This window comes from Pseudoxanthomonas winnipegensis, from assembly GCF_030322905.1.
Taxonomy (GTDB): Bacteria; Pseudomonadota; Gammaproteobacteria; order Xanthomonadales; family Xanthomonadaceae; genus Pseudoxanthomonas_A; species Pseudoxanthomonas_A winnipegensis.
In genome coordinates this window covers 3,565,742-3,585,676 of the sequence record NZ_CP095475.1, presented here as the reverse complement: position 1 = coordinate 3,585,676, position 19,935 = coordinate 3,565,742, and the positions used below count along the sequence as shown (strand labels likewise).

Here is a 19,935-nt window from a genome sequence, read left to right as displayed (position 1 = left end):
GCCCTCCCCCACTCATTCGAATGCGCCCACGCCGCATGGCGTGCGGTGCCTGCACTGAGGAGCGGGGCATGCGGGTAGGCAGGGGGTGGGTGCTGGCGCTGTTGCTGGCGAGTGTGCCGCTGGCGCAGGCCCAGGCGCGGGCCGAACGGCCGGCGCAGGTGCGGATCGTCGAGCGTCCGGAAGGCTTCGTGCTGCTGGTGGACGGCCAACCGTTCTACGTCCGCGGCGCCGGCATGCGCGGCGACGCGCGCGAGCAGGACGCGCTGGCCGCGCGCGGCGGCAATGCCTTCCGCACCTGGCAGACCGGCGCCGACACCGCCCGGGTGAAGGCGATGCTGGACCACGCGCAGGCCAAGGGCCTGAAGGTGGCGATGGGCATCGAGGTCGCGCGCGAGCGGCATGGGTTCGATTACGACGACGCCGGCGCCGTGGAGGCACAGCGCGCGCGCATTCGCGGCGAGGTGCTCGCCTGGAAGGACCATCCCGCCGTGCTGATGTGGGTGGTCGGCAACGAGCTGAACCTGGAATCGACCAACCCACGCGTCTGGAACGCCGTGGACGCGCTGGCCGACATGATTCACCGGCTCGATCCGAATCATCCGGTGATGACCACCGTGGCGGGCCTGGACAAGCCGCTGGTCGAGGCGATCAAGGCGCGCGCGCCCGCGCTGGACCTGATCGGCATCCAGCTCTACGGCGACCTCGACCGGCTGCCGGAAAAGCTTCGCCAGAGCCAGTGGACCGGCCCTTATCTCGTCACCGAATGGGGACCGACCGGCCATTGGGAGAGCCCGCTCACCGCCTGGGGCGCGCCGATCGAGGACACGTCCACCGACAAGGCGCGGCTGCTGGCGCAGCGCTACCGCCAGGTCATCCAGGCCGACAAGCGCCAGGGGCTGGGGTCGTTCGTGTTCCTGTGGGGCCAGAAGCAGGAGCGCACGCCGACCTGGTATGGCCTGTTCCTGCCGGACGGCACCACCACGCCGGCGGTGGATACCTTGCAATGGCTGTGGACCGGCCATTGGCCGCGCAACCGTGCGCCGTCGATCCAGGCGCCGACGATCGACGGGCAGGGCGCGCGCGCCAGCGTCACCCTGGCGCCGGGCAGCGCGCATACCGCGTCGGCGCCCGCGCAGGATCCCGATGGCGATGCCCTGGACTATCGCTGGACCGTCCTGCGCGAGAGCCAGGCCACCAGCGTCGGCGGCGATCCGGAAACCGTCCCCGCCCAGGTCGATGTGGCCGTCGGCGACACGGCCAACGGCGCGATGCGCCTGGTCGCACCGCAGGCGCCCGGCAACTATCGGCTGTTCGTCGAGGTCCGCGATGGGCAGGGACATGCGGCCACCGCCAACCTGCCGTTCCGGGTCGAGCTCACTGCGGAAAAGTGATCCGCACCGCCTCGGCGCTGCGTTCGGCCGGGCCGTGGAAGGCCGCCTCGATATTGTTGCCATCGGGGTCGAGGACGAAGGCCGCGTAATACCCCGGGTGATAAGGCCGCAGCCCGGGCGCGCCGTGGTCGCGGCCGCCGTGGGCCAGGGCGACCTTATGGAAGGCATCGACCATGGCCGTATCGCGCGCCTGAAAGGCCAGGTGGTGGCGTCCGGTGAGTTCGCCGGTGGCGGCCGGGCTGTCGGCGCTGGAGACGAACAACTCGTCCGCCCAGAAGAAGCCCGGCCCGGTGCCGCCGATGGGGATGCCCAGCGCGCCGAGCACGGCGCTGTAGAAATCCTGGCTGGCATGCAGGTCGCGCACGACCAGATGCAGGTGGTCGATCAGGCGGCCGCGGAAGAGTTCCTGCGTTTCCATGGGAGCGCTCCGGCTGCGGTTGAAGTCGACCTAAGGTTTTAGCACTGCCACCGCGGCGGGCCCGTCACGCCGCTGACGGCCAGGACAGCACACGCCGCGTCGCGCTCATTCGTAGAACGCGTCGGATGCGTCGATCTCCAGCCCGTTGGCCTTGGCGTAGGCGACGGCGGCGCGGCACGCGGCCAGCGCGACCGGGTTGTCTTCCAGATGCGACACCGGCGCGCAGCGCATGGTCAGCAGGTCGGCGTCGTGGCACAGCGACGCCGTGCCATCGGCCGTCACGCAGATGGTGTCGTCGCCCGAGGTGACGAAGTACAGCCGTTCGGTATTGCGTCCATAGAGATGGAAAAAAGCCATTGCACTCTCCTTGTGTTGAGCGCTGGCGACCACGGTACAGACCGCGGCCGACCCGCCTGTTCAGGAATTCTCACGAACCCCGCCGGAGCCCGAACCGTCATCCAGACTTCACTCCGACGCGACATCATCATGCGACGTTGGCCGACGTTCGCGACAGAGGCGCTGAATCGCGTCCTACCCGCCGTTTTTTGGGTCGGTCGCTTCGCCACCCTCGGTCTGCCCCTTCGGCACCGTCGCCAGCGGTCGCCATCCGGCCGACGGGCGAGGGTCTGACAAGCACGCGACCCTCACGGCAACCCGCGACCGCCGCCGCGCGACTGCCTGTCAGGTCAAGCGAGGCACGCCGCCGTGGCGGCGCAGTTGGCGGCGCCTAGCCGACCTCCGCCAGCGTCGCCCGATCGCGCCCGGCGCGCTTGGCGGCATACATGGCCGCGTCGGCGCGCTGCAGCAGGCCGCGCGTGTCGCGGTCCTGCGGCAGCAGCCCGGTGATGCCGGTGCTGAGCGTGACGCGCAGCTCGGGCAGTCCCAGATCCCGGGCGATCGCATCGAGCGGTTCGCGCAGCGCGTCGATGCGCCGCAGGGCATGCGCCGGCTCGGCGTCGGGCAGCATGACCAGGAACTCCTCGCCGCCCATCCGCGCGACATAGTCCTGGCCACGGAACACCGCGCGCAGGGTCGCCGCCACGCGCTCCAGCACGCGGTCGCCCACGTCATGGCCGTAGCGGTCGTTGATGTCTTTGAAGTGGTCGATGTCCAGGAAGCACACCGTCAGCAGCCGGCCCTCCTGCTGGGCGCCGGCACGCGCCTGGGCCAGCCGTTCCAGCGCCGCGCGGCGGTTGGGCAACCCGGTCAGCGCGTCGGTCTGCGCCAGCAGGCGCATCTGGTCGCGCTGCTGGCGCAGGCTGCCCAGGCGCAGGGTCAAGGCCATGCTGGCGGTCAGGCCGAGCCAGACGCCGGTCACCATCAGCGTCTCCACTTCCCACAACGCCAGAAGGGTCGGCGCGAACAGCTCCAGCCCGGTGGCGAGCAGCAGGGGCGCCAGGCATGCCAGCGTGATCATCCCGCCGGGCTGCCGGCGGACCAGCGCCAGCACCGCGCGTGCGGCCAGCAGCACGCACAGCGCCACGAAGCCGACGCCATCGAGCAGCCAGATGGTCCGCAGGGCCGCCTCCGGCAGCACCAGCACCACCGCCGACAGCAGCAGGAACGCCATCGAGACCATGCCGGCGAGCCGATACACGCGCGACGAGGCCTTGCCCGGATCGCGCAGCATGCGCAGGGTCAGGCCGATCATCGCCGTCGGCAGGGCGGCGATCAGCCGCAGCGCCAGCGCCTCGTCCAGCGGCAGCCAGGGCCGCGGATAGGTCCACAGCCCGGACAGCAGGGCGATCCACAGCGCGAAGGTCACCGCGCCGATCGCCGCGGACAGGAAGGCGCGCTCCCGCGTGGCGATGAAGGTGAGCAGGCAGGACAGCACCAGCGACAGCACCACCGCCAGGCAGGCCACCCGCATCGAGAAGCGCAGCGTGTCCTGGCGCTGCACCACGGCCGGTTCGCCCAGCATCACGATCGGCCGCCACAGCGGCAGCGCCGCCTGGTCGAACTCGACCTCGATCGGCTGCAGGTTGCCGCGCGGCGGCACCAGCACCGTACCCATGCCGGTGCGGAAGCGCGAGTCCAGCGTGCGCGCGTCCAGCGGCGTGCCGCAACGCTCGCGCGTGCCGTGGCGGATCTCCACCTGGCCCTGGTAGATGTTCATCGCCAGCGCCGCCTGCGGCGTGCCCGGCCAGCCGCCGACGGGCGGCGCCAGCGGAATGCGCACATGGCCGGGGCGATGCTGGTGGCGGCAGGGATCGATGTGTTCCTCGGCCAGCGCCGGCTGGCCGGACACCACGAAGGCCCGCGGCTGCGACGCCGGCGCGCAGGCGGCCAGCCCGAGGACCAGCAGCAGGACCAGGCACAGCAGCCGGGGAAGACGCGACGCCAGGTCGAAGGTCATGGGCTTGGCAATAAGCGCCGCCACGCGGCGGACGACCATGGTATCGGCTGGCGCCAGCCGATCTGCAGTCTGGCGTGCGATCCGTGTGCGAGCCGGCCCGGTCAGGCCGGCCGGGCTTCGCTCAGGGCTTGGCGGCGGCCCGCGCCGGGTAGGCGAAGGTCGCCACCACCGGGAAGTGATCGGACGGATAGCGCGCACCGTCGTGGTCGGTCAGCGTGGCCACCGTCAGCGGCTGCAGGCCGCGGTAGAGGATCCAGTCGATGCGCTTGTCCGGCGTGCCGGTGAAGTCGTGGAAGGTCCGGTCCGGCCCACTGCGCGAGGGCGCCGTTTCCCAGCTGTCGTGCAGCAGCGCGGTCAGGGTGGCGTGCGGCGCGGAGTCGGGCGTGGTGTTGAAGTCGCCGGTCAGCACGATCGGCTCGTCGGCCGGCAGCGCCTTGAGCCGCTGCGCGATCAGCTGCGCGCACTTCACCCGCGCGGCCTCGTCTTGGTCGCGGTAGGGGAAGTGGGTGTTGTAGAGCACGAAGGTGCGCCCATCGGCGATCCGCTCGAAGCGCGCCCAGGTCACCATGCGCGGCAGCGGGTGGCCCCAGCTGATGCTGCCCGGCACCTCCGGCGTATCGGACAGCCAGAAGTTGCCCGAATCCAGCACCTTGAGCGCGTCCTTTCGATAGAACACGCCCATGTGCTCGTCCTCGTCGCCGCCGCGCCGGCCCTGGCCGAACCAGGCGTACTGCGGCAGGCGCGCGGCCAGATCGTCGGCCTGGCGCCTGACCAGCTCCTGGGTACCCATCACGTCCGGCGCCTGCTCGGTGACCACGCGCGCGAGCAGGTCGCGGCGGTTCTCCCAGCGGTTCTCGTTGGTGTCCGCCGGCGTGCGCACGTTGAAGCTCATCACCTTCAGCGTGGCCGGCGCGGCGGCCAAGGCCTGCGCCAGCGGCAGGCCGATGAGCAGCAGGAGCAGCATGCGCGCCTGGCGATGACGTGCGAGCAGCAGGCGGAAGGCGGGAGGCAGCAGACGGGACAGGGGCATGGGACCGGAGCAGGCGACGCGACGGGCGTCATGGTCCGGCAAACGCGCCCCGCGCGAAACGCGGCGAAAGTCGCAAGGCGAAGGCCTACCTCCGGCAGGCAGGTCGAGATTTATTGAACTGCATCACACATTCGGCGGCCTGCCGTACCGGCGCGCCGATCACGCGCCCCAGCTGGCGTGGAAGCTGCCCGGCGCATCGACGCGCTCGAAGGTGTGCGCGCCGAAGAAATCGCGCTGGGCCTGGATCAGGTTGGCCGGCAGGCGCGCACTGCGGTAGCCGTCGTAGTAGGCGATGGCCGAGGCGAAGCACGGCACCGGGATGCCGGCCTTGACCGCCGTGGCCACCACCTCGCGCAGCGCGCCCTGGTAGTCGGCGGCGATCTTCTGGAAGTACGGCGCCAGCAGCAGGTTGGCCAGCTTGGCGTCGGCCGCGTAGGCGTCGGTGATCTTCTGCAGGAAGCGCGCACGGATGATGCAGCCGGCGCGGAAGATGCTGGCGATCTGGCCGTACTGCAGGTCCCAGCCGTATTCGTCCGAGGCCGCGCGCATCTGCGCGAAGCCCTGCGCATAGGACACGATCTTGCTCAGGTACAGCGCCTTGCGCACCGCCTCGACGAAGACCGCGCGATCGCCGTCGAACGCGGGCGCATCCGGGCCGGCCAGGATCCTGGCGGCGGCCACGCGCTCGTCCTTCAGCGCCGACAGCACGCGGGCGAACACCGACTCGGTGATCAACGGCAGCGGCGTGCCCAGGTCCAGCGCGCTCTGGCTGGTCCACTTGCCCGTGCCCTTCTGCGCGGCGCGGTCTAGCACCTTGTCGACCAGATCGCCCTCGCCGCGGTCGTCGCGCTTGCGCAGGATCGTGGCGGTGATCTCGATCAGGTAGCTGTCCAGCTCGCCCTGGTTCCATTGCGCGTAGGTGTCGGCCAGCTCGGCGTTGGACAGGCCGAGCACGTGCTTGAGCACGGCATAGCTCTCGGCGATCAGCTGCATGTCGCCGTACTCGATGCCGTTGTGGACCATCTTGACGTAGTGGCCTGCGCCGTCCGGGCCGATGTAGGCCACGCAGGGCGTGCCGTCCTCGGCCTTGGCGGCGATCTCATTGAGGATCGGGGCGACCAGGTCGTAGGCGTCTTTCGGCCCGCCCGGCATGATCGAGGGCCCCTTGAGCGCGCCTTCCTCGCCGCCGGACACGCCGGTGCCGATGAAATGCAGACCGGCCTGGGCCAGCTCCTCGTTGCGCCGGCGCGTGTCCTGGAAGAAGGTGTTGCCGCCGTCGATCAGCACGTCGCCCTTGGCCAGCAGCGGCTTGAGTTCGGCGATGACCGCATCGGTGCCGGCGCCGGCCTTGACCATCAGCAGGATGCGGCGCGGGGTTTCCAGCGATTCGACGAATTCGGCCAGCGTGTAGCTCGGCACCAGGCCGGCGTCCGGATGTTCGGCCATCACCTCGTCGGTCTTCTCGCGGCTGCGGTTGAAGATCGAGACCTCGTGCCCGCGGCTTGCGATGTTCAACGCCAGGTTGCGGCCCATGACCGCCATGCCGACCACGCCAATGGGTTGCTTGCTCATATGCGCTCCGATTGCCTGGACGGCACTGTAGGAAGGGGGCGCGCATGATAACGAGCGCGTCAGGCGATGCATGTCTGCACCGTGCCACGCGTGCGCAACCGCGGTGTCCGCCGAAGCCAAACCGACCGCGCGCTGTCGCGGCGGTGACCATGCGGACAGACCGGGGCCGGTTTCAGCACGGCTTCAAACCAGCCCACACAGGCTCCAGGTCACTCTCCCTAGCCGATGCCCACCATGGATTGCCCCGTCTGCAAGACCACCGCGCTGATGATGTCCGAACGTCAGGGCATCGAGATCGACTACTGCCCGCAGTGCCGCGGGATCTGGCTGGACCGGGGCGAGCTGGACAAGCTGATCGACCGGGCCAGCCCGGAGCCGCCCGCGCGCCAGGTCGCCGCGCCGCCTCCGCCGCCGGCTGCCGCCTACGGGGCGCGTGCCTACCCGCGGCATGACGACGATCGCCGCCACCGCGACACAGGCCACGACGGCTATGGTCGCAAGCGCAAGAAGGAGAGCTTTCTCTCCGACCTGTTCGACTTCTGAAGCCGTTTCCAGCCTCGCGCGTCCCGCCCTCGACGTTGGCATGAGGCGAAGAGGCCTTCCGGCATCTTGAACGGCGCACTGACGGACCGCATGTCATGCTCTGGCAGCGTCGCGAATGCCATTGGATGCGCTAAGTGGTTGATTGCCAAGGACCTGGCGGCGATTGTGAACGGATTTCCAAAAGTGAATGCAATGCAACAGATGTCGCGATAATTGTTCCCTTGGTAGAACGAAGGGAACCATCCCGCGCCTTAGCAGTCCAACCCCCACATTGCTAAAATCGCTGCCATGACCCAGACCTCCGCTGCCACCGCCCTGGTGGCCAACAACCTCCCGATTCCCAGCCCGCTTGGCTCGCTGGACGCCTACATCGGCGCCGTGCACCAGATCCCGGTGCTCACGGTCGACGAGGAGCAGGCGCTGGCCCACCGTTTCCGCGACGAGGACGACCTCGACGCCGCGCGCGAACTGGTGCACTCGCACCTGCGCTTCGTCGTGCACGTCGCCCGCGGCTACAGCGGCTACGGCCTGCCGCTGGGCGACCTGATCCAGGAAGGCAACATCGGCCTGATGAAGGCCGTCAAGCGCTTCGACCCGGACATGGGCGTGCGCCTGGTGTCCTTCGCGGTGCACTGGATCCGTGCCGAGATGCACGAGTTCATCCTCAAGAACTGGCGCATCGTCAAGGTCGCCACGACCAAGGCGCAGCGCAAGCTGTTCTTCAACCTGCGCAAGTCCAAGACCCGCCTGGGCTGGATGAACGCGGCCGAAGTCAGCGCCGTGGCCAAGGACCTCAACGTCTCCGAGCGCGAAGTGGTGGAGATGGAGTCGCGCCTGTCCGGTCGTGACATCGGCTTCGATGCCCCGTCCGACGAGGACGACGACCACGCCCCGCCGTCGCCGGCCGCTTATCTGATGGCCAACGAGGAAGATCCCTCGCAGGCCTACGAGCGCGCCGACAGCGAGGACAACCAGCTCGAGTTGCTGCGCGAAGGCATGGCCAACCTCGACCAGCGCTCGCGCGACATCATCGCCCGCCGCTGGCTGGACGCCGACGCCAAGGTGACGCTGCAGGAGCTGGCCGACGAGTACGGTGTCTCGGCCGAGCGCATCCGCCAGATTGAGGCCAATGCGCTGAAGAAGATGAAGGCGCTGTTCACCGCCTGATTCGAGGCCAACGTGTTGCTGATTGAAAAGCCCCGCATTTGGCGGGGCTTTTTTTGTGGTTCTTCGCCGGATCGAGGGGTGGCTCGGTGACTGAGTGTTACGGCTTCGGAGGGGCCCGCTGCCTCGCGCGTTGACTCACGGGGCTTCGACTTGAAGGCGTCGGGCAAGTGCTCTGCCCCCTCCCTTTCGCCGCAGGCGAAGGGGAGGGCCGGGGAGGGGTGCTTTTGCTCTTCGCTTCTGTGGCTTGCCCGGGAAAGCCCCGGACCCCTCCCCATCCCTCCCCTGCGCTACGCGCAAGGGAGGGGGCCTCAAGTCGATGCCTTCCCGTCACTGATCGCACCCTGCCCCCTCCCTTTCGCCGTAGGCGAAGGGGAGGGCCGGGGAGGGGTGCTGTTGCTCTTGCTTCGGCGGCTTGACCGGTAAAGCCTTAAGCCCTCCCTTTCAAGCGCTAGCCGCGATTTCGAGCTCCCCTGCGCTACGCGCAAGGGAGGGGTTCTCGAACGACCGTGCAAACTGCTATCGGACGGGTCGAGGCTGGTCGGCGGAGTAAGTGCATCGGCTGCGCGACAAGCCGAAGGACTCTCTTGTTGTGTCTGCGGGCGGCGCCCAGGCAAGGGCACTGCAGTCACCCCTGACAATCGTGTAATCGCGATTTCAAGATTCATTCTCATTTGCTAAGCTGCCGCGCATCCGGTCGCCGCCGCGCGCGGCGACACGCGAAGTCCGTCCTCGTCCTGCACATGCCCGCCTCGCGGGCGTGATCGCTGGTGTGCGGCTTTGCCAGATTCGCCCCAGCCGTCGCCAGGGCATCACCCCTGACCGAGGCTGTTCGAGATGACTCCTGCTGCGCGTCGCACGCTCCGTGCGCCTGTTTCCCGTCCCCTGCGCCTGGCCCTGCTGGCCGCGCTGGCCAGTTCCCTGCCTGCCCATGCGCAGCAGGCCGAGACCGACCAGGACGCCGACACCACCCTGGACACGCTGCACGTCACCGCCGAGCAGATCGCCAAGCAGGCGCTGGGGACCTCGATCATCACGCGCGAGGACATCGAGCGCCGGCCGCCGGCCAACGACCTGTCCGACCTGCTGCGGACCATGCCGGGCGTCAACCTGACCGGCAACAGCGCTTCGGGCGCCTACGGCAACAACCGCCAGATCGACCTGCGCGGCATGGGGCCGGAGAACACGCTGATCCTGATCGACGGCCGCCGCGTGAGCGCGCGCGATTCGGTGCGGATGGGCGTGGCCGGCGAACGCAACAGCCGCGGCGATACCAACTGGGTGCCGGCCGAGGCGGTCGAGCGCATCGAAGTGCTGCGCGGCCCGGCCGCGGCGCGCTACGGCTCGGGCGCGGCCGGTGGCGTGGTCAACATCATCACCAAGCGTCCCACCGGCGACCTGTCGGGCAGCATGACGCTCTACGGCCTGGTGCCCGAGCACAGCGACGAGGGCGGCAGCCAGCGCGCCGGGTTCACCCTGAGCGGACCGCTGGCGCGCGATCTCTACTTCCGCCTGTACGGCAATCTCAACAAGACCGATGCCGATGCGCCGGACATCAACAGCGCGCATTCCCGCAGCGGCGTCGCCGCCGCCGGCCGCGAGGGCGTGCGCAACAAGGACATCAATGGCCTGCTGCGCTGGGACGCCAGCGACGCCCAGGTGGTCGAGCTGGAGTCCGGCTACAGCCGCCAGGGCAACATCTTCGCCGGCGAATATCTCAACAACTCCAACGCCACCGTGGTCAGCAAGGTCGGCGACAAGACCAATGTGATGACCCGCCGCGATGCGGCGCTGACCCATCGCGGCAAGTGGGACTTCGGCACCTCGCGCCTGACGGTGTCCTATGCGCAGACCGACAACGACCGCATCGCCGAAGGCCTGGCCGGCGGACCGGAGGGTTCGCTGTCGACCACGCCGGTGTGGACCCGTTCGACCCTGCGCGACGTCGCCGCCGACGGCGAGATCAACCTGCCGACCACGCTCGGCGGCGTGGACAACATCTGGACGGTGGGATTCGAGTACCGCAAGAGCCGGCTGGACGATCCGTACTCGGTCTCGCAGACGGCCCCCGGTGTGGTGGGCATCGATCCGAGCGGCCGCAACGGCAAGACCGATGAGCAGGTCAGTGCGGTGTTCGTCGAGGACAACCTCTACGCCACCGAGCGGCTGACCCTGACGCCTGGCCTGCGCTTCGATCACCACAGCGCGTTCGGCAACGAACTCAGTCCCAGCCTCAACGTGCAGTACAGGCTGGCGCCGGACTGGCTGATCAAGGGCGGCGTGGCGCGCGCGTTCAAGGCGCCCAACCTGTACCAGGCCAACCCGAATTACCTCTACTACACGCGCGGCAACGGCTGCCCGAGTTACTACGTCGGCGTCGGCACCGGCGGCTGCTACATCCAGGGCAGCGCGGACCTGGATCCGGAGACCAGCATCAACAAGGAGATCGGCATCGAGTGGCTGCCCGACACCGGCTACCACGCCTCGCTGACCTACTTCCACAACGACTACGACAACAAGATCGTGGCCGGCTACAGCGACTACTACCAGACGCCGGGCCGGGCTTTCGTCTATCAGTGGGTCAATGCCTCCAAGGCGCTGGTGCAGGGCGTGGAGGGCAATCTGAAGCTGCCGCTGCTCGGCGATCGCGGCCAGACGCTGAGCTGGGACACCAACCTGACCTGGATGATCGACAACAAGAACGAGGCCACCGGCCAGCCGCTGTCGGTGATCCCCAAGTACACGCTCAACTCGACTCTGGACTGGCGCGCGACCCAGCGCCTGTCCTTCGCGCTGATGGCCACCTTCTATGGCAAGCAGGAGCAGGCGCGGCTGGACCGCAACAACGAGGCGATCTGCGGCGCGGCCGGGCTGCCGGTGTGCGACTCGCTCGGCGCCTACCAGCTGTGGAGCACCAGCCTGCGTTACCGGATCACGCGCGATGTCAGCCTTGGCCTGGGTGTGAACAACCTGGCCGACAAGCGCATCTTCCGCGAAGGCAGCCGCGCCAGCAGCGCCGGCGCGCAGACCTATAACGAGCCCGGTCGCGCGTACTGGGCCAGCCTGCGGTTCGGCTTCTGATGCGCGCGCTCGCTTCCTGCCTGGGCGGCCTGCTGCTGCTCATGTTCGCTGCCGCGCCGGCGCGGGCCCAGCCCGACCTCACCCGCACCACCGGGCCGACGCTGGCCGACACCGGTTCGCGCGCGTACGCCTTCCATGTGCTCAGGTTCGTCTCGGCCGATGGTCAGCGCCATTACCGCGTGCGCGTGGCCGTGCCGAAGACGCCGGCGCCGGCCGGCGGCTTCCCCGCGCTGTATCTGCTCGACGGCAACGCGGCGCTGATGGAACTGGACGAGGCCGCGCTCGAGCTGCGGCGGGCCGGCGGGCATGCGCCGGTGCTGGTGTTCATCGCCACCGACAACGACCTGCGCATCGACAGCGCCGCGCGTTCCTACGACTACACGCCGACGCCGGCCGATGGCGCGCAGGAGGATGCGCTGGGCCGGCGCAGCGGCGGCGCCGATGCGTTCCTCGCGCTGATTGTCGATGAGGTGCGTCCGGCCGTGGCCCGGCTGATGGCGCTGGACCCGGCACGGCAGACGCTGTGGGGACATTCCTACGGCGGGCTGTTCGCGCTGCATGCGCTGTTCACCCGGCCGCAGGCCTTCGACCGCTATGTCGCGGTGGACGCCTCGCTGTGGTGGGGCAGCGGCCAGATTCTCGAGGAAGCCGCGCGCTTCCAGGCCAAGGCGCTGCCGGCGCCGGCCGCGCTGCTGATGCTCAACGGTCGCGGCGCGCAGGAACGCGCTGCGCCGCGGGCCGCCGATGCGGCGCGCAGCCAGGCGATGCAGGCGGCGCGGATGCATCTGCCCGCCGATGCGCCGGACACGCTGGCCGCGCAGCTGCGCAAGGTGCCCGGGCTCACGGTGGAGCAGAAGATCCTGCCGGGGCTCTCGCATGGGCAGACGCTGGGCGCCTCGCTGCAGCAGGCGATGGATTTCGCTGGCGCGCCGTAGGGAGGGGGCTGGAATAACGCGCGTCGTTCCCGCAGCAGCGGGAATCAGGTGTCTGATCGCATCGCGTCCCAGCTTCAGCCAGTGCCCGTAAGCCACACAAAACTCAACCTCGTCGTTCCCGCGAACGCGGGAACCCAGCGCCTTGGGCTCCCTGGGTGAACGTCCATGGGTTCCCGCTTTCGCAGGAACGACGGTAGGTTGGGGAAACGACGTTAGGTGGGTTCTTGCCGCGGCGTTGATGACACGCATCGGCCCGCGCGAAGCGGGCCGATGCGCGGCTCAGTCCGCCGCGCGGTGCGGATCCAGCGCGAGGTCCTGCACGGCGTGGTCGGGCACGGTCTCGCGCGGGGCCTGGCCGAAGATGATGCGGGCCGCGCGCTGGTAGCTCCAGTACGCCATGGCCCAGTTGACCAGCACCACGAAGCGGTTGCGGAAGCCGATCAGGAAGTACACGTGCGCGGCCAGCCAGAACCACCAGGCCAGCGGCCCGGACAGCTTGAACCGGCCCACGTGCACGATCGCCGCCATGCGGCCGATCGTGGCCAGGTTGCCGTAGTCGCTGTACTTGAACGGCGTCACCGGCTTGCCGGCCAGGCGCAGGCGCAGGCTCTTGGCGATGTAGCGGCCCATCTGCTTGGCCGCCGGCGCCACGCCCGGCACGGGCTTGCCATCGGCCTGGGTGACGGCGGCCAGATCGCCGCCGACGAAGACGTCCGGGTGTCCCGGCGCGCTCAGGTCCGGCCGCACCAGCACGCGTCCGGCGCGGTCCAGCGGCACGCCCAGGCTGCGCGCCAGCGGCGAGGCGGCCACGCCGGCGGCCCACACCACCGTGCGCGCGGCGAAGGTCTGCCCGCCCAGCGTGTAGCCGTGTTCGTCGATGTGGGTGACCGGCGCGCCGGTGCAGACCTCCACGCCCAGCTTCTCCAGCTGCGCGCGCGCCTTGTCGGTGAGGTCCTCGGGGAAGGACGGCAGCACGCGCGGGCCGGCCTCGATCAGGCGCACCCGCGCCTGGGTCGGATCGATATGGCGGAACTCGTGCTTGAGCGTGTGCCGGGCGATCTCGGCCAGGGTGCCGGCCAGTTCCACCCCGGTCGGGCCGCCGCCGACGATGGCGAAGTGCAGCCAGGCCGCGCGCTTGGCGGGGTCGGGCTCGGCCTCGGCGCGTTCGAAGGCTACCAGCATCTCGCGGCGCAGGCGCAGGGCGTCGTCCAGCGTCTTCAGGCCCGGCGCGTGCTCGGCCCAGGCGTCGTTGCCGAAGTAGGCATGGCCGGCGCCGGTGGCCAGCACCAGCGTGTCGTAGCGCAGGCTGGTGCCGTCGGCCAGCTCGATGGTGTGCGCGTCGGGCAGCAGGCGGGTGACCTCGCCCAGCTGCACCTCGACATTGCGCTGATCGCGCAGGATGTGGCGCAGCGGCGCGGCGATGTCCGGCGCGGACAGGCCGGCGGTGGCCACCTGGTACAGCAGCGGCTGGAACAGGTGGTGGTTGTGGCGGTCGATCAGGGTGATGCGCACCGGTGCGTCGTCGAGCGCGCGCGCGGCCCACAGGCCGGCGAACCCGCCGCCGACGATGACCAGATGGTGTGTTGAAACAGACATGAGCAACAGACTTGGAAACGGGGGGAGAGACGGGCGCCCGCGAGGCACCGCACGCCCCATCCTGTCACAGCCGGGTCGGCCTGGCGCTGAAGTCAATTCAACTTCTTGCTAATACGGCGCCGGATCGCACCGCCAGACGCAGCGCGATATCCAAACTCCCCAAGCAACCTCCCTCACCGTCATTCCCGCGAAAGCGGGAACCCAGAGACTTTTCGCCCCGAACGCCGGAAACCCCAACCTCCCGCCCGGGCAACCAACGCCGTCGCCCCACTCAATACAGATCCGTCGGATCCACATCCAGCGACCAGCGCACGCGCCGGGCCTCGGGCAGCGCCTCGACCTGCGCCAGCGCGGCCTGCAGCGCCGCGTGCAGGCGCGGGCGTTGGGCCGAGGAGAGCAGCAGCTGCATGCGCTGGAAGCCGGCGCGGCGCGGCATCGGCGCCGGCATCGGGCCGTGCAGCTCCAGGCCGGCATCGGCCTGCGCCAGCGCCGCGCGCACCGCGCGCAGGAAGGCCTGGACGTGCTCGATCTGCTTGGCCTCGGCGCGGAACATCGCCAGGTGCGCGAACGGCGGGAAGCCGGCCTCCTCGCGCTGGGCCAGCTCGGCCTGGGCGAAGGCGCGATAGCCGCCGGACAGCAGCGTCTCCAGCAGCGGATGACCGGGATGGTGGGTCTGCAGCCACACCTGGCCGGGGCGCGCGGCGCGCCCGGCACGGCCGGCGACCTGGATCAGCAGCTGGGCGAGCTTCTCGCCGGCGCGGAAATCGGCCGAGAACAGGCCCTCGTCCACGCCGACCACCACCACCAGCGTCAGCAGCGGCAGGTCGTGGCCCTTGGCCAGGATCTGCGTGCCGACCAGGATGCCGGGCCGGTCGCCGAGCGTGGCGAAGGCCTGTTCCAGCGCATCCTTGCGCTGGGTGGTGGAGCGGTCGATGCGCAGCACCGGCACCTGGGAAAAGGTATCGGCCAGCAGTTCCTCCAGCCGCTCGGTGCCCACGCCCTGCGGCTGCAGCGCCAGCCCGCCGCAGTCCGGGCAGGCCAGCGGCGCGCTCTGGCGATGGCCGCAGTGGTGGCACTGCAGGCGCCGGCCGGCGGCGTGCACCGTCATCGGCGCGTCGCAGCGATGGCAGTGCGCGCTCCAGCCGCAGTCGTGGCACAGCAGCACCGGCGCGTAGCCGCGGCGGTTCTTGAACACCAGCACCTGGCCGCCGGCCTGCAGCTGCGCGGCGATGGCCGCCAGCGTGTCGGGCGACAGGCCCGCGGCCAGGGGACGCTTGCGTACGTCGACCACGCGCACGCTGGGCGCCTTGGCCGCGCCGGCGCGCGTGGACAGACGCAGATGCGCATAGCGGCCGGCCTGGGCGTTGTGCAGGGTCTCCAGCGAGGGCGTGGCGCTGCCCAGCACCACCGGCACGTCCAGCGCCTTGCCGCGCACCAGGGCGAAGTCGCGGGCGTGGTAGCGGATGCCGTCCAGCTGCTTGTAGCTGCCGTCGTGCTCCTCGTCGATGACGATCAGCCCGGCCTCGGGCAGCGGCACGAACACCGCCGAGCGCGTGCCCACCACGACCCGGGCCTCGCCGCGCAGGCAGGCGGCCCAGGTCAGCGCGCGTTCGCCGTCGGCCAGGCCCGAATGCAGCGCGTACACCTCCACGCCCAGCCGCGCCCGGAAGCGCGCCAGCGTCTGCGGGGTCAGGCCGATCTCCGGCACCAGCACCAGCGCCTGCCGGCCGCGCGCCAGACAGGCGGCGATGGCGTGCAGATAGACCTCGGTCTTGCCCGAGCCGGTCACGCCCTCCAGCAGGATCGGGGCGAAGCCCTGCGCGGGGATGGCGGCTACCGCCGCCTGCTGTTCGTCATTGAGCACCGGGCCGGGCTGGGGATCGCGCGCGCGGCTGCGCGGCGGCTGGGCGACCCGCTCGGCCAGGCCGCGCTGCAGCAGACTGCGCGCGGCGGTGCGCCAGCCGGGGTGGAGGTCGTCGAGCTGCCATTCGGCCAGGCCTTCGCCGCGCAGGCGCTCGGCCAGCAGACGCGGCTGGCTGCCGGCGCGCAGGCGGTCCAGCGCGGTCATGCCGGCCTCGGTCAGGCGCCAGCCCCAGGCCTCGCGCACCGGCAGCGGCTCGCCGTGGCGCAAAGGGCCGGGCAGGGCGGTGGCCAGCACCTCGCCCAGCGGGGCGTGGGTGTAACCGGCCAGCCACTGCAGCGAGCGCGCCAACTCGCCGACCAGCAGCGGAGCCGGATCCAGCACGGCCAGCGCGGTGCGCAGTTCGCCCGGGGCGGCGCCGGCGGCGACCACCTCGACCACCACGCCGACCAGTTCGCGATTGCCGAACGGCACGCGCACCCGCCGGCCGACATCGTCCTGGCCGACGGCGTGGCCGGGGGGCGGCAGGTAGTCGAAGGCCTGCCGCAGGGGAACGGGCAAGGCGACGCGGAGCAACAGGGCGGACATCGCGGGCAAGTGTAGGGCACCGGTCACATCGCACCTCCGGTTGTGCAGTTGCGGCAGGAACCTGTCTGCCAGGTGACGAAACCCACGCAACTGGCCGACACACATGGGAAAACCGCCTTATCCACACCGCCTGTGGATAAGGCTGTGCATCACGCCGCTGCTCCACGCCAAATCAGCCGTCTTTTCTGGGCGGGCGTCATATTGGTGAAAAAAACGCCAAGGCCAATTAGTCAATTAAAATCAATCACTTGAGCGTGGAACAGGCGAAAAGTGGGCCGTTGTGGAGGCGGCCGAAGGGCCCGGATGACGCCGCTTTGGATGCTGTGCACAACCATCGATTCGTCAAGCCCCGAAGAATCCCGGGAAATTTGAATGTTTGGCCAATGTCAAGGGTTTTGTTGACGAACCCAACCGGACCATCGCCGCCTATCATGCGTATGTCACACGCCGCCGCCGACCGATCCTGACTTGAATACGCCCGCCGATGTCCCCGCCGCGCTCTCAGCCTTCCTGCGCGGCGTCGAACGCCGCGGCATCGTCCTGGCCGAGCTGCAGTGCGGCCGCCGCGAGACCGGCGAGATCGCCATGGCCGCGGCCCTGCGCGCCTTCGGCCAGTACGCCAGCGAGCAGCCGATGGCCGAATGGCCGCGCGGCTTCTGGTCGCTGCTGGCCTCGGCCCCGCCGCTGCGCCAGGCCCACCCCGAGGCGCGCTGGCCGCAGGAGATGGACTGGCTGGCCGACCTCTCCGACAGCGACCGACTGGCCCTGCTGCTGCGCCTGGCCGCCGGCCTGGACGAGGACGACGCGGCCGCCGTCATGGGGGTCAACCAGGTCGGCTATCGCGGAGCGCTGACCCGCGCCTGCCCGCGCGACGAGGCCGGCCAGCCCGACGCGGCCGCCTGGCGCGCGCTGGCCGAGGCGATCCAGCAGCATCTGCGCGCGCTCTCGCCCGAGCGCCTGGCCCATCTGAGCCGGCTGCGCGAGGCCTTGGCGCCGGACGTGCCCGAGCCGGCGCCGGCGCCGGCGCCGGCCAGCGTGGCGCCCGAGCCGGTCCGGAAGCCATCCCCGTCGCCCGCACCGCGCCGCCCCCGTTCGGCAGCCGCAAGGCGTCCCTTCCCGTGGCGCCAGGTGCTGATCGCCGCCGCCGTCCTGCTGGTATTGGCCGCCATCGCCGGCGGCTGGTGGTACCTGCACCAGGGCCGGCTGGCCGCACCGGCGACCGTCGGCGCCCAGGGCGGCGGGGACGGCGCCCAGCCGCTGCGCGACGAGGCCCAGGTGCAGGTCGAGCCGCTGTCGCGCGACGACGAGGCCGACAAGCGCTTCAGCCAGGCCGAGGCGGTGCTGACCCATCCGGATTTCGACGCGCTGATGGACCCGCAAGGGCTGGCGCTGGCGCAGCGGGCCGGGTTCCTGGCCTGGTACGCAGCCGCGCCGCAGGACCGCCAGCGCGAGGCCGCCGAGGCCATGAACGCCCCTGCGGAGGCTCGCGATGCGGCGCAGTAAGCCCCTCGTGGCCCTGGCCGTGGCGGCCGTGCTGGGCCTGGCGACCTCGGTGCTGCTGGCCCAGGCGAGCGACGAGCAGGCGCTCACGCCGGCGATCCAGGCCGCGCGCGCCGCGCGCCTGGCGGCGCTGAGCACGCCGGCGCGGCACGCCTTCGCCGACCGCATGGTCGCCTGGGACCGTCTGCCGCCGCTGGAGCGCGCCAGGCGCCGCGCCGAGTACGCCGACTGGCTGGCCCTGGACCCGGCCACCCGCAGCCGGCTGCAGCAGGCCGCCGCGACCCTGGCCACGCTGCCGCCGGCGCAGCAGCAGGCGCTGCTGACCCGGTTCGGGCAACTGGACCAGAGCGAACAGGCTGGTTGGCGCCTCGGCCCCGACCTCGGCGCCGACTTCCCCCGCCTGCAGCCGCTGCTGGCCTACATGCCGCAGGCGGAGATCGCGCCGATGCGCGCGGTGCTGCGCCAGCTGACCGCGCCGCAGCGTGCCGACCTGGCCGTGCTGGCCCAGCGCACGCCGCCGCAGGACCGCGATGCACTGCGCCAGGCGCTCATCGCCGCCGATCCCGCCGGTCGCGGGCAGTGGCTGCAGGAGCGGCTGCGCCACTAAAGCGGCGCGCCGTGCCGCCTCCGGGATGGACGGCAGGCCTCAGTGGGTGATGCTGGAGAACATCGGCACCAGCGAGAACATGCCCACCAGGATGAAGTACAGCACGCCGATCACCCCGTACTTGAGCGTGGTCAGCCACCACGCTTCGCCGTAGACGCGGCGCTGGGTCAGCCAGAGATAGACGGGCAGCCACAGCGCCAGCAGCACGCGCAGCACGCCCAGGGTCTGCGCCAGCCAGCCGGCGCTGGCAGGCAGGGCGTCGCCGATCAGCATCAGCACGAACATCGCCAGCAGCGCGAGCACCAGGAAGGCGTGGCTGTAGAGGCCCACCACCAGATGCTCCAGATAGCCGCGTCCGCTGCCCAGGTAGCACAGCTTCAGCAGCAGCGCGAAGGCCGGCACCAGCACGAACAGCGCACTGGGGATCGCGGCCAGGAAGACGTGCACGAACTCGCCCGGATCGTCGCTGTAGCGCTGCAGATTGAGCCGGGCGCGCTCGACCTTGGCATTGAGCCAGCGGTTGGCGAAGCCGGGCAGGGCGTCGATGTGGATCTGTTCGTTCGTGGTGCGCCTGGCCGGCTTGGGTGCTTCGGGCTCGGGGGTACTTTGCGCGTGCTCCGCTGCGCCTGCCTCGGGCGCGAGCGTGGCCGGCTGACTCGGGTCGAGCTGATGCAGGCGCGCCTGCGCATCGGCGCGCAGCTTGCGTTCGCCCATGGTCATGGCCCGGGCGGCGATGGAGTCGGCGGCGACCTGGGTCCTGGCCTCGCGCAGGGCGGCGAGCTTCTCGTCGCGGCTGGCCTCCACCGCCGCGACCGTGGTCTGCGCGCCGAAATGGCCCGGATCGGCGATCAGTTCGGGCCGGTCCCAGGCGCCGTCCTGCACGCCGCGCAGCATCGAGCCGATCTCCTTGCCGCCGTCCACATGCACCGCATACTGGGCCACGAAGAAGGTCAGCACGCTTAGCACCACGAACAGCCGCAGCGGCGGCACATACGGCGCGCGGTGGCCGCGCAGGAAGCGCACCGGCAAACGCCCCGGGACGATAAGCTCGCGCAGCGTGCGCACGATGCGCCCGTCCAGGTGCCAGAGCGACTCGAACACCTCCTCCACCGCATGGCCGAAGCTGCGCAGCGGGTTGTGCGCCGGCTGGCCGCAGGCATGGCAGTAATGGCCGGCAAGCGGGGTGGCGCAGTTGTCGCATGCGGCGGACGTGTGTCCGCCGGGCTGTCTGGTCATCGAAGTTGCGCCCCTTTCCCCAAGGTCGGCCGGTAAGATAGCGGCCCTTCCCGGCCC

At 70.5% G+C, this 19,935-nt stretch carries 15 protein-coding genes; 7 read left to right on the top strand and 8 right to left on the bottom strand.

Annotated elements, in window-relative coordinates; translation table 11 throughout:
* Positions 1 to 68: 68 nt before the first annotated feature.
* A complete protein-coding gene (locus MWN52_RS15725; protein ID WP_345783498.1) occupies positions 69 to 1,391 on the top strand; it encodes a glycoside hydrolase family 2 TIM barrel-domain containing protein in 1,323 nt (440 codons plus the stop codon).
* Here MWN52_RS15725 and MWN52_RS15720 read toward each other — a convergent pair.
* From MWN52_RS15720 to gndA, 5 genes are all read right to left on the bottom strand, one after another.
* A complete protein-coding gene (locus MWN52_RS15720; RefSeq protein ID WP_286575423.1) occupies positions 1,375 to 1,809 on the bottom strand; it encodes a VOC family protein in 435 nt (144 codons plus the stop codon). The genes MWN52_RS15725 and MWN52_RS15720 overlap by 17 nt on opposite strands.
* A gap of 105 nt (positions 1,810 to 1,914) precedes the next feature.
* Entirely contained in the window at positions 1,915 to 2,166 is a 252-nt protein-coding gene (locus tag MWN52_RS15715; protein WP_130516760.1) for a hypothetical protein, read from the bottom strand.
* 370 nt (positions 2,167 to 2,536) lie between these two features.
* Positions 2,537 to 4,204 (bottom strand): GGDEF domain-containing protein, encoded by a 1,668-nt coding sequence (locus MWN52_RS15710; RefSeq protein ID WP_286575422.1) that lies wholly within the window; start codon positions 4,202 to 4,204, stop codon positions 2,537 to 2,539.
* 82 nt (positions 4,205 to 4,286) lie between these two features.
* Positions 4,287 to 5,189, bottom strand: a complete 903-nt coding sequence (locus tag MWN52_RS15705) for an endonuclease/exonuclease/phosphatase family protein (RefSeq protein WP_425608135.1) — start codon at positions 5,187 to 5,189, stop codon at positions 4,287 to 4,289.
* A gap of 165 nt (positions 5,190 to 5,354) precedes the next feature.
* Positions 5,355 to 6,767 (bottom strand): NADP-dependent phosphogluconate dehydrogenase, encoded by a 1,413-nt coding sequence (gndA, locus tag MWN52_RS15700; protein ID WP_286575421.1) that lies wholly within the window; start codon positions 6,765 to 6,767, stop codon positions 5,355 to 5,357.
* A 234-nt stretch (positions 6,768 to 7,001) separates the two neighbouring features.
* On the opposite strand from gndA, the gene MWN52_RS15695 reads away from it, so the two are divergent.
* The 4 genes from MWN52_RS15695 to MWN52_RS15680 all read left to right on the top strand — a co-directional run bounded on the left by MWN52_RS15695 (position 7,002) and on the right by MWN52_RS15680 (position 12,490).
* A complete protein-coding gene (locus tag MWN52_RS15695) occupies positions 7,002 to 7,310 on the top strand; it encodes a TFIIB-type zinc ribbon-containing protein (protein ID WP_286575420.1) in 309 nt (102 codons plus the stop codon).
* A gap of 288 nt (positions 7,311 to 7,598) precedes the next feature.
* Complete coding sequence (rpoH, locus tag MWN52_RS15690; protein ID WP_130516770.1) at positions 7,599 to 8,477, top strand: RNA polymerase sigma factor RpoH; 879 nt, start codon at positions 7,599 to 7,601, stop codon at positions 8,475 to 8,477.
* An 834-nt stretch (positions 8,478 to 9,311) separates the two neighbouring features.
* Positions 9,312 to 11,555 (top strand): TonB-dependent siderophore receptor, encoded by a 2,244-nt coding sequence (locus tag MWN52_RS15685; RefSeq protein ID WP_286575418.1) that lies wholly within the window; start codon positions 9,312 to 9,314, stop codon positions 11,553 to 11,555.
* A complete protein-coding gene (locus MWN52_RS15680) occupies positions 11,555 to 12,490 on the top strand; it encodes an alpha/beta hydrolase (protein ID WP_286575416.1) in 936 nt (311 codons plus the stop codon). The genes MWN52_RS15685 and MWN52_RS15680 overlap by 1 nt, the downstream gene beginning before the upstream one ends.
* A gap of 279 nt (positions 12,491 to 12,769) precedes the next feature.
* On the opposite strand, the gene MWN52_RS15675 is transcribed toward MWN52_RS15680, so the two are convergent.
* Positions 12,770 to 14,086, bottom strand: coding sequence for an NAD(P)/FAD-dependent oxidoreductase (locus MWN52_RS15675; protein ID WP_286575415.1), 1,317 nt, complete (start codon positions 14,084 to 14,086; stop codon positions 12,770 to 12,772).
* Between the two features lie 271 nt (positions 14,087 to 14,357).
* Complete coding sequence (locus MWN52_RS15670) at positions 14,358 to 16,535, bottom strand: primosomal protein N' (RefSeq protein ID WP_286575413.1); 2,178 nt, start codon at positions 16,533 to 16,535, stop codon at positions 14,358 to 14,360.
* Positions 16,536 to 17,003: 468 nt separating this feature from the next.
* Here MWN52_RS15670 and MWN52_RS15665 point away from each other — a divergent pair, with 468 nt between their 5' ends.
* Both MWN52_RS15665 and MWN52_RS15660 read left to right on the top strand, forming a co-directional pair.
* Positions 17,004 to 18,038, top strand: a complete 1,035-nt coding sequence (locus MWN52_RS15665) for a hypothetical protein (protein WP_286575411.1) — start codon at positions 17,004 to 17,006, stop codon at positions 18,036 to 18,038.
* Complete coding sequence (locus MWN52_RS15660; RefSeq protein ID WP_286575410.1) at positions 18,025 to 18,642, top strand: DUF3106 domain-containing protein; 618 nt, start codon at positions 18,025 to 18,027, stop codon at positions 18,640 to 18,642. The genes MWN52_RS15665 and MWN52_RS15660 overlap by 14 nt, the downstream gene beginning before the upstream one ends.
* 39 nt (positions 18,643 to 18,681) lie before the next feature.
* On the opposite strand, the gene MWN52_RS15655 is transcribed toward MWN52_RS15660, so the two are convergent.
* A complete protein-coding gene (locus MWN52_RS15655; protein ID WP_286575409.1) occupies positions 18,682 to 19,878 on the bottom strand; it encodes a DUF3667 domain-containing protein in 1,197 nt (398 codons plus the stop codon).
* Positions 19,879 to 19,935: the final 57 nt, after the last annotated feature.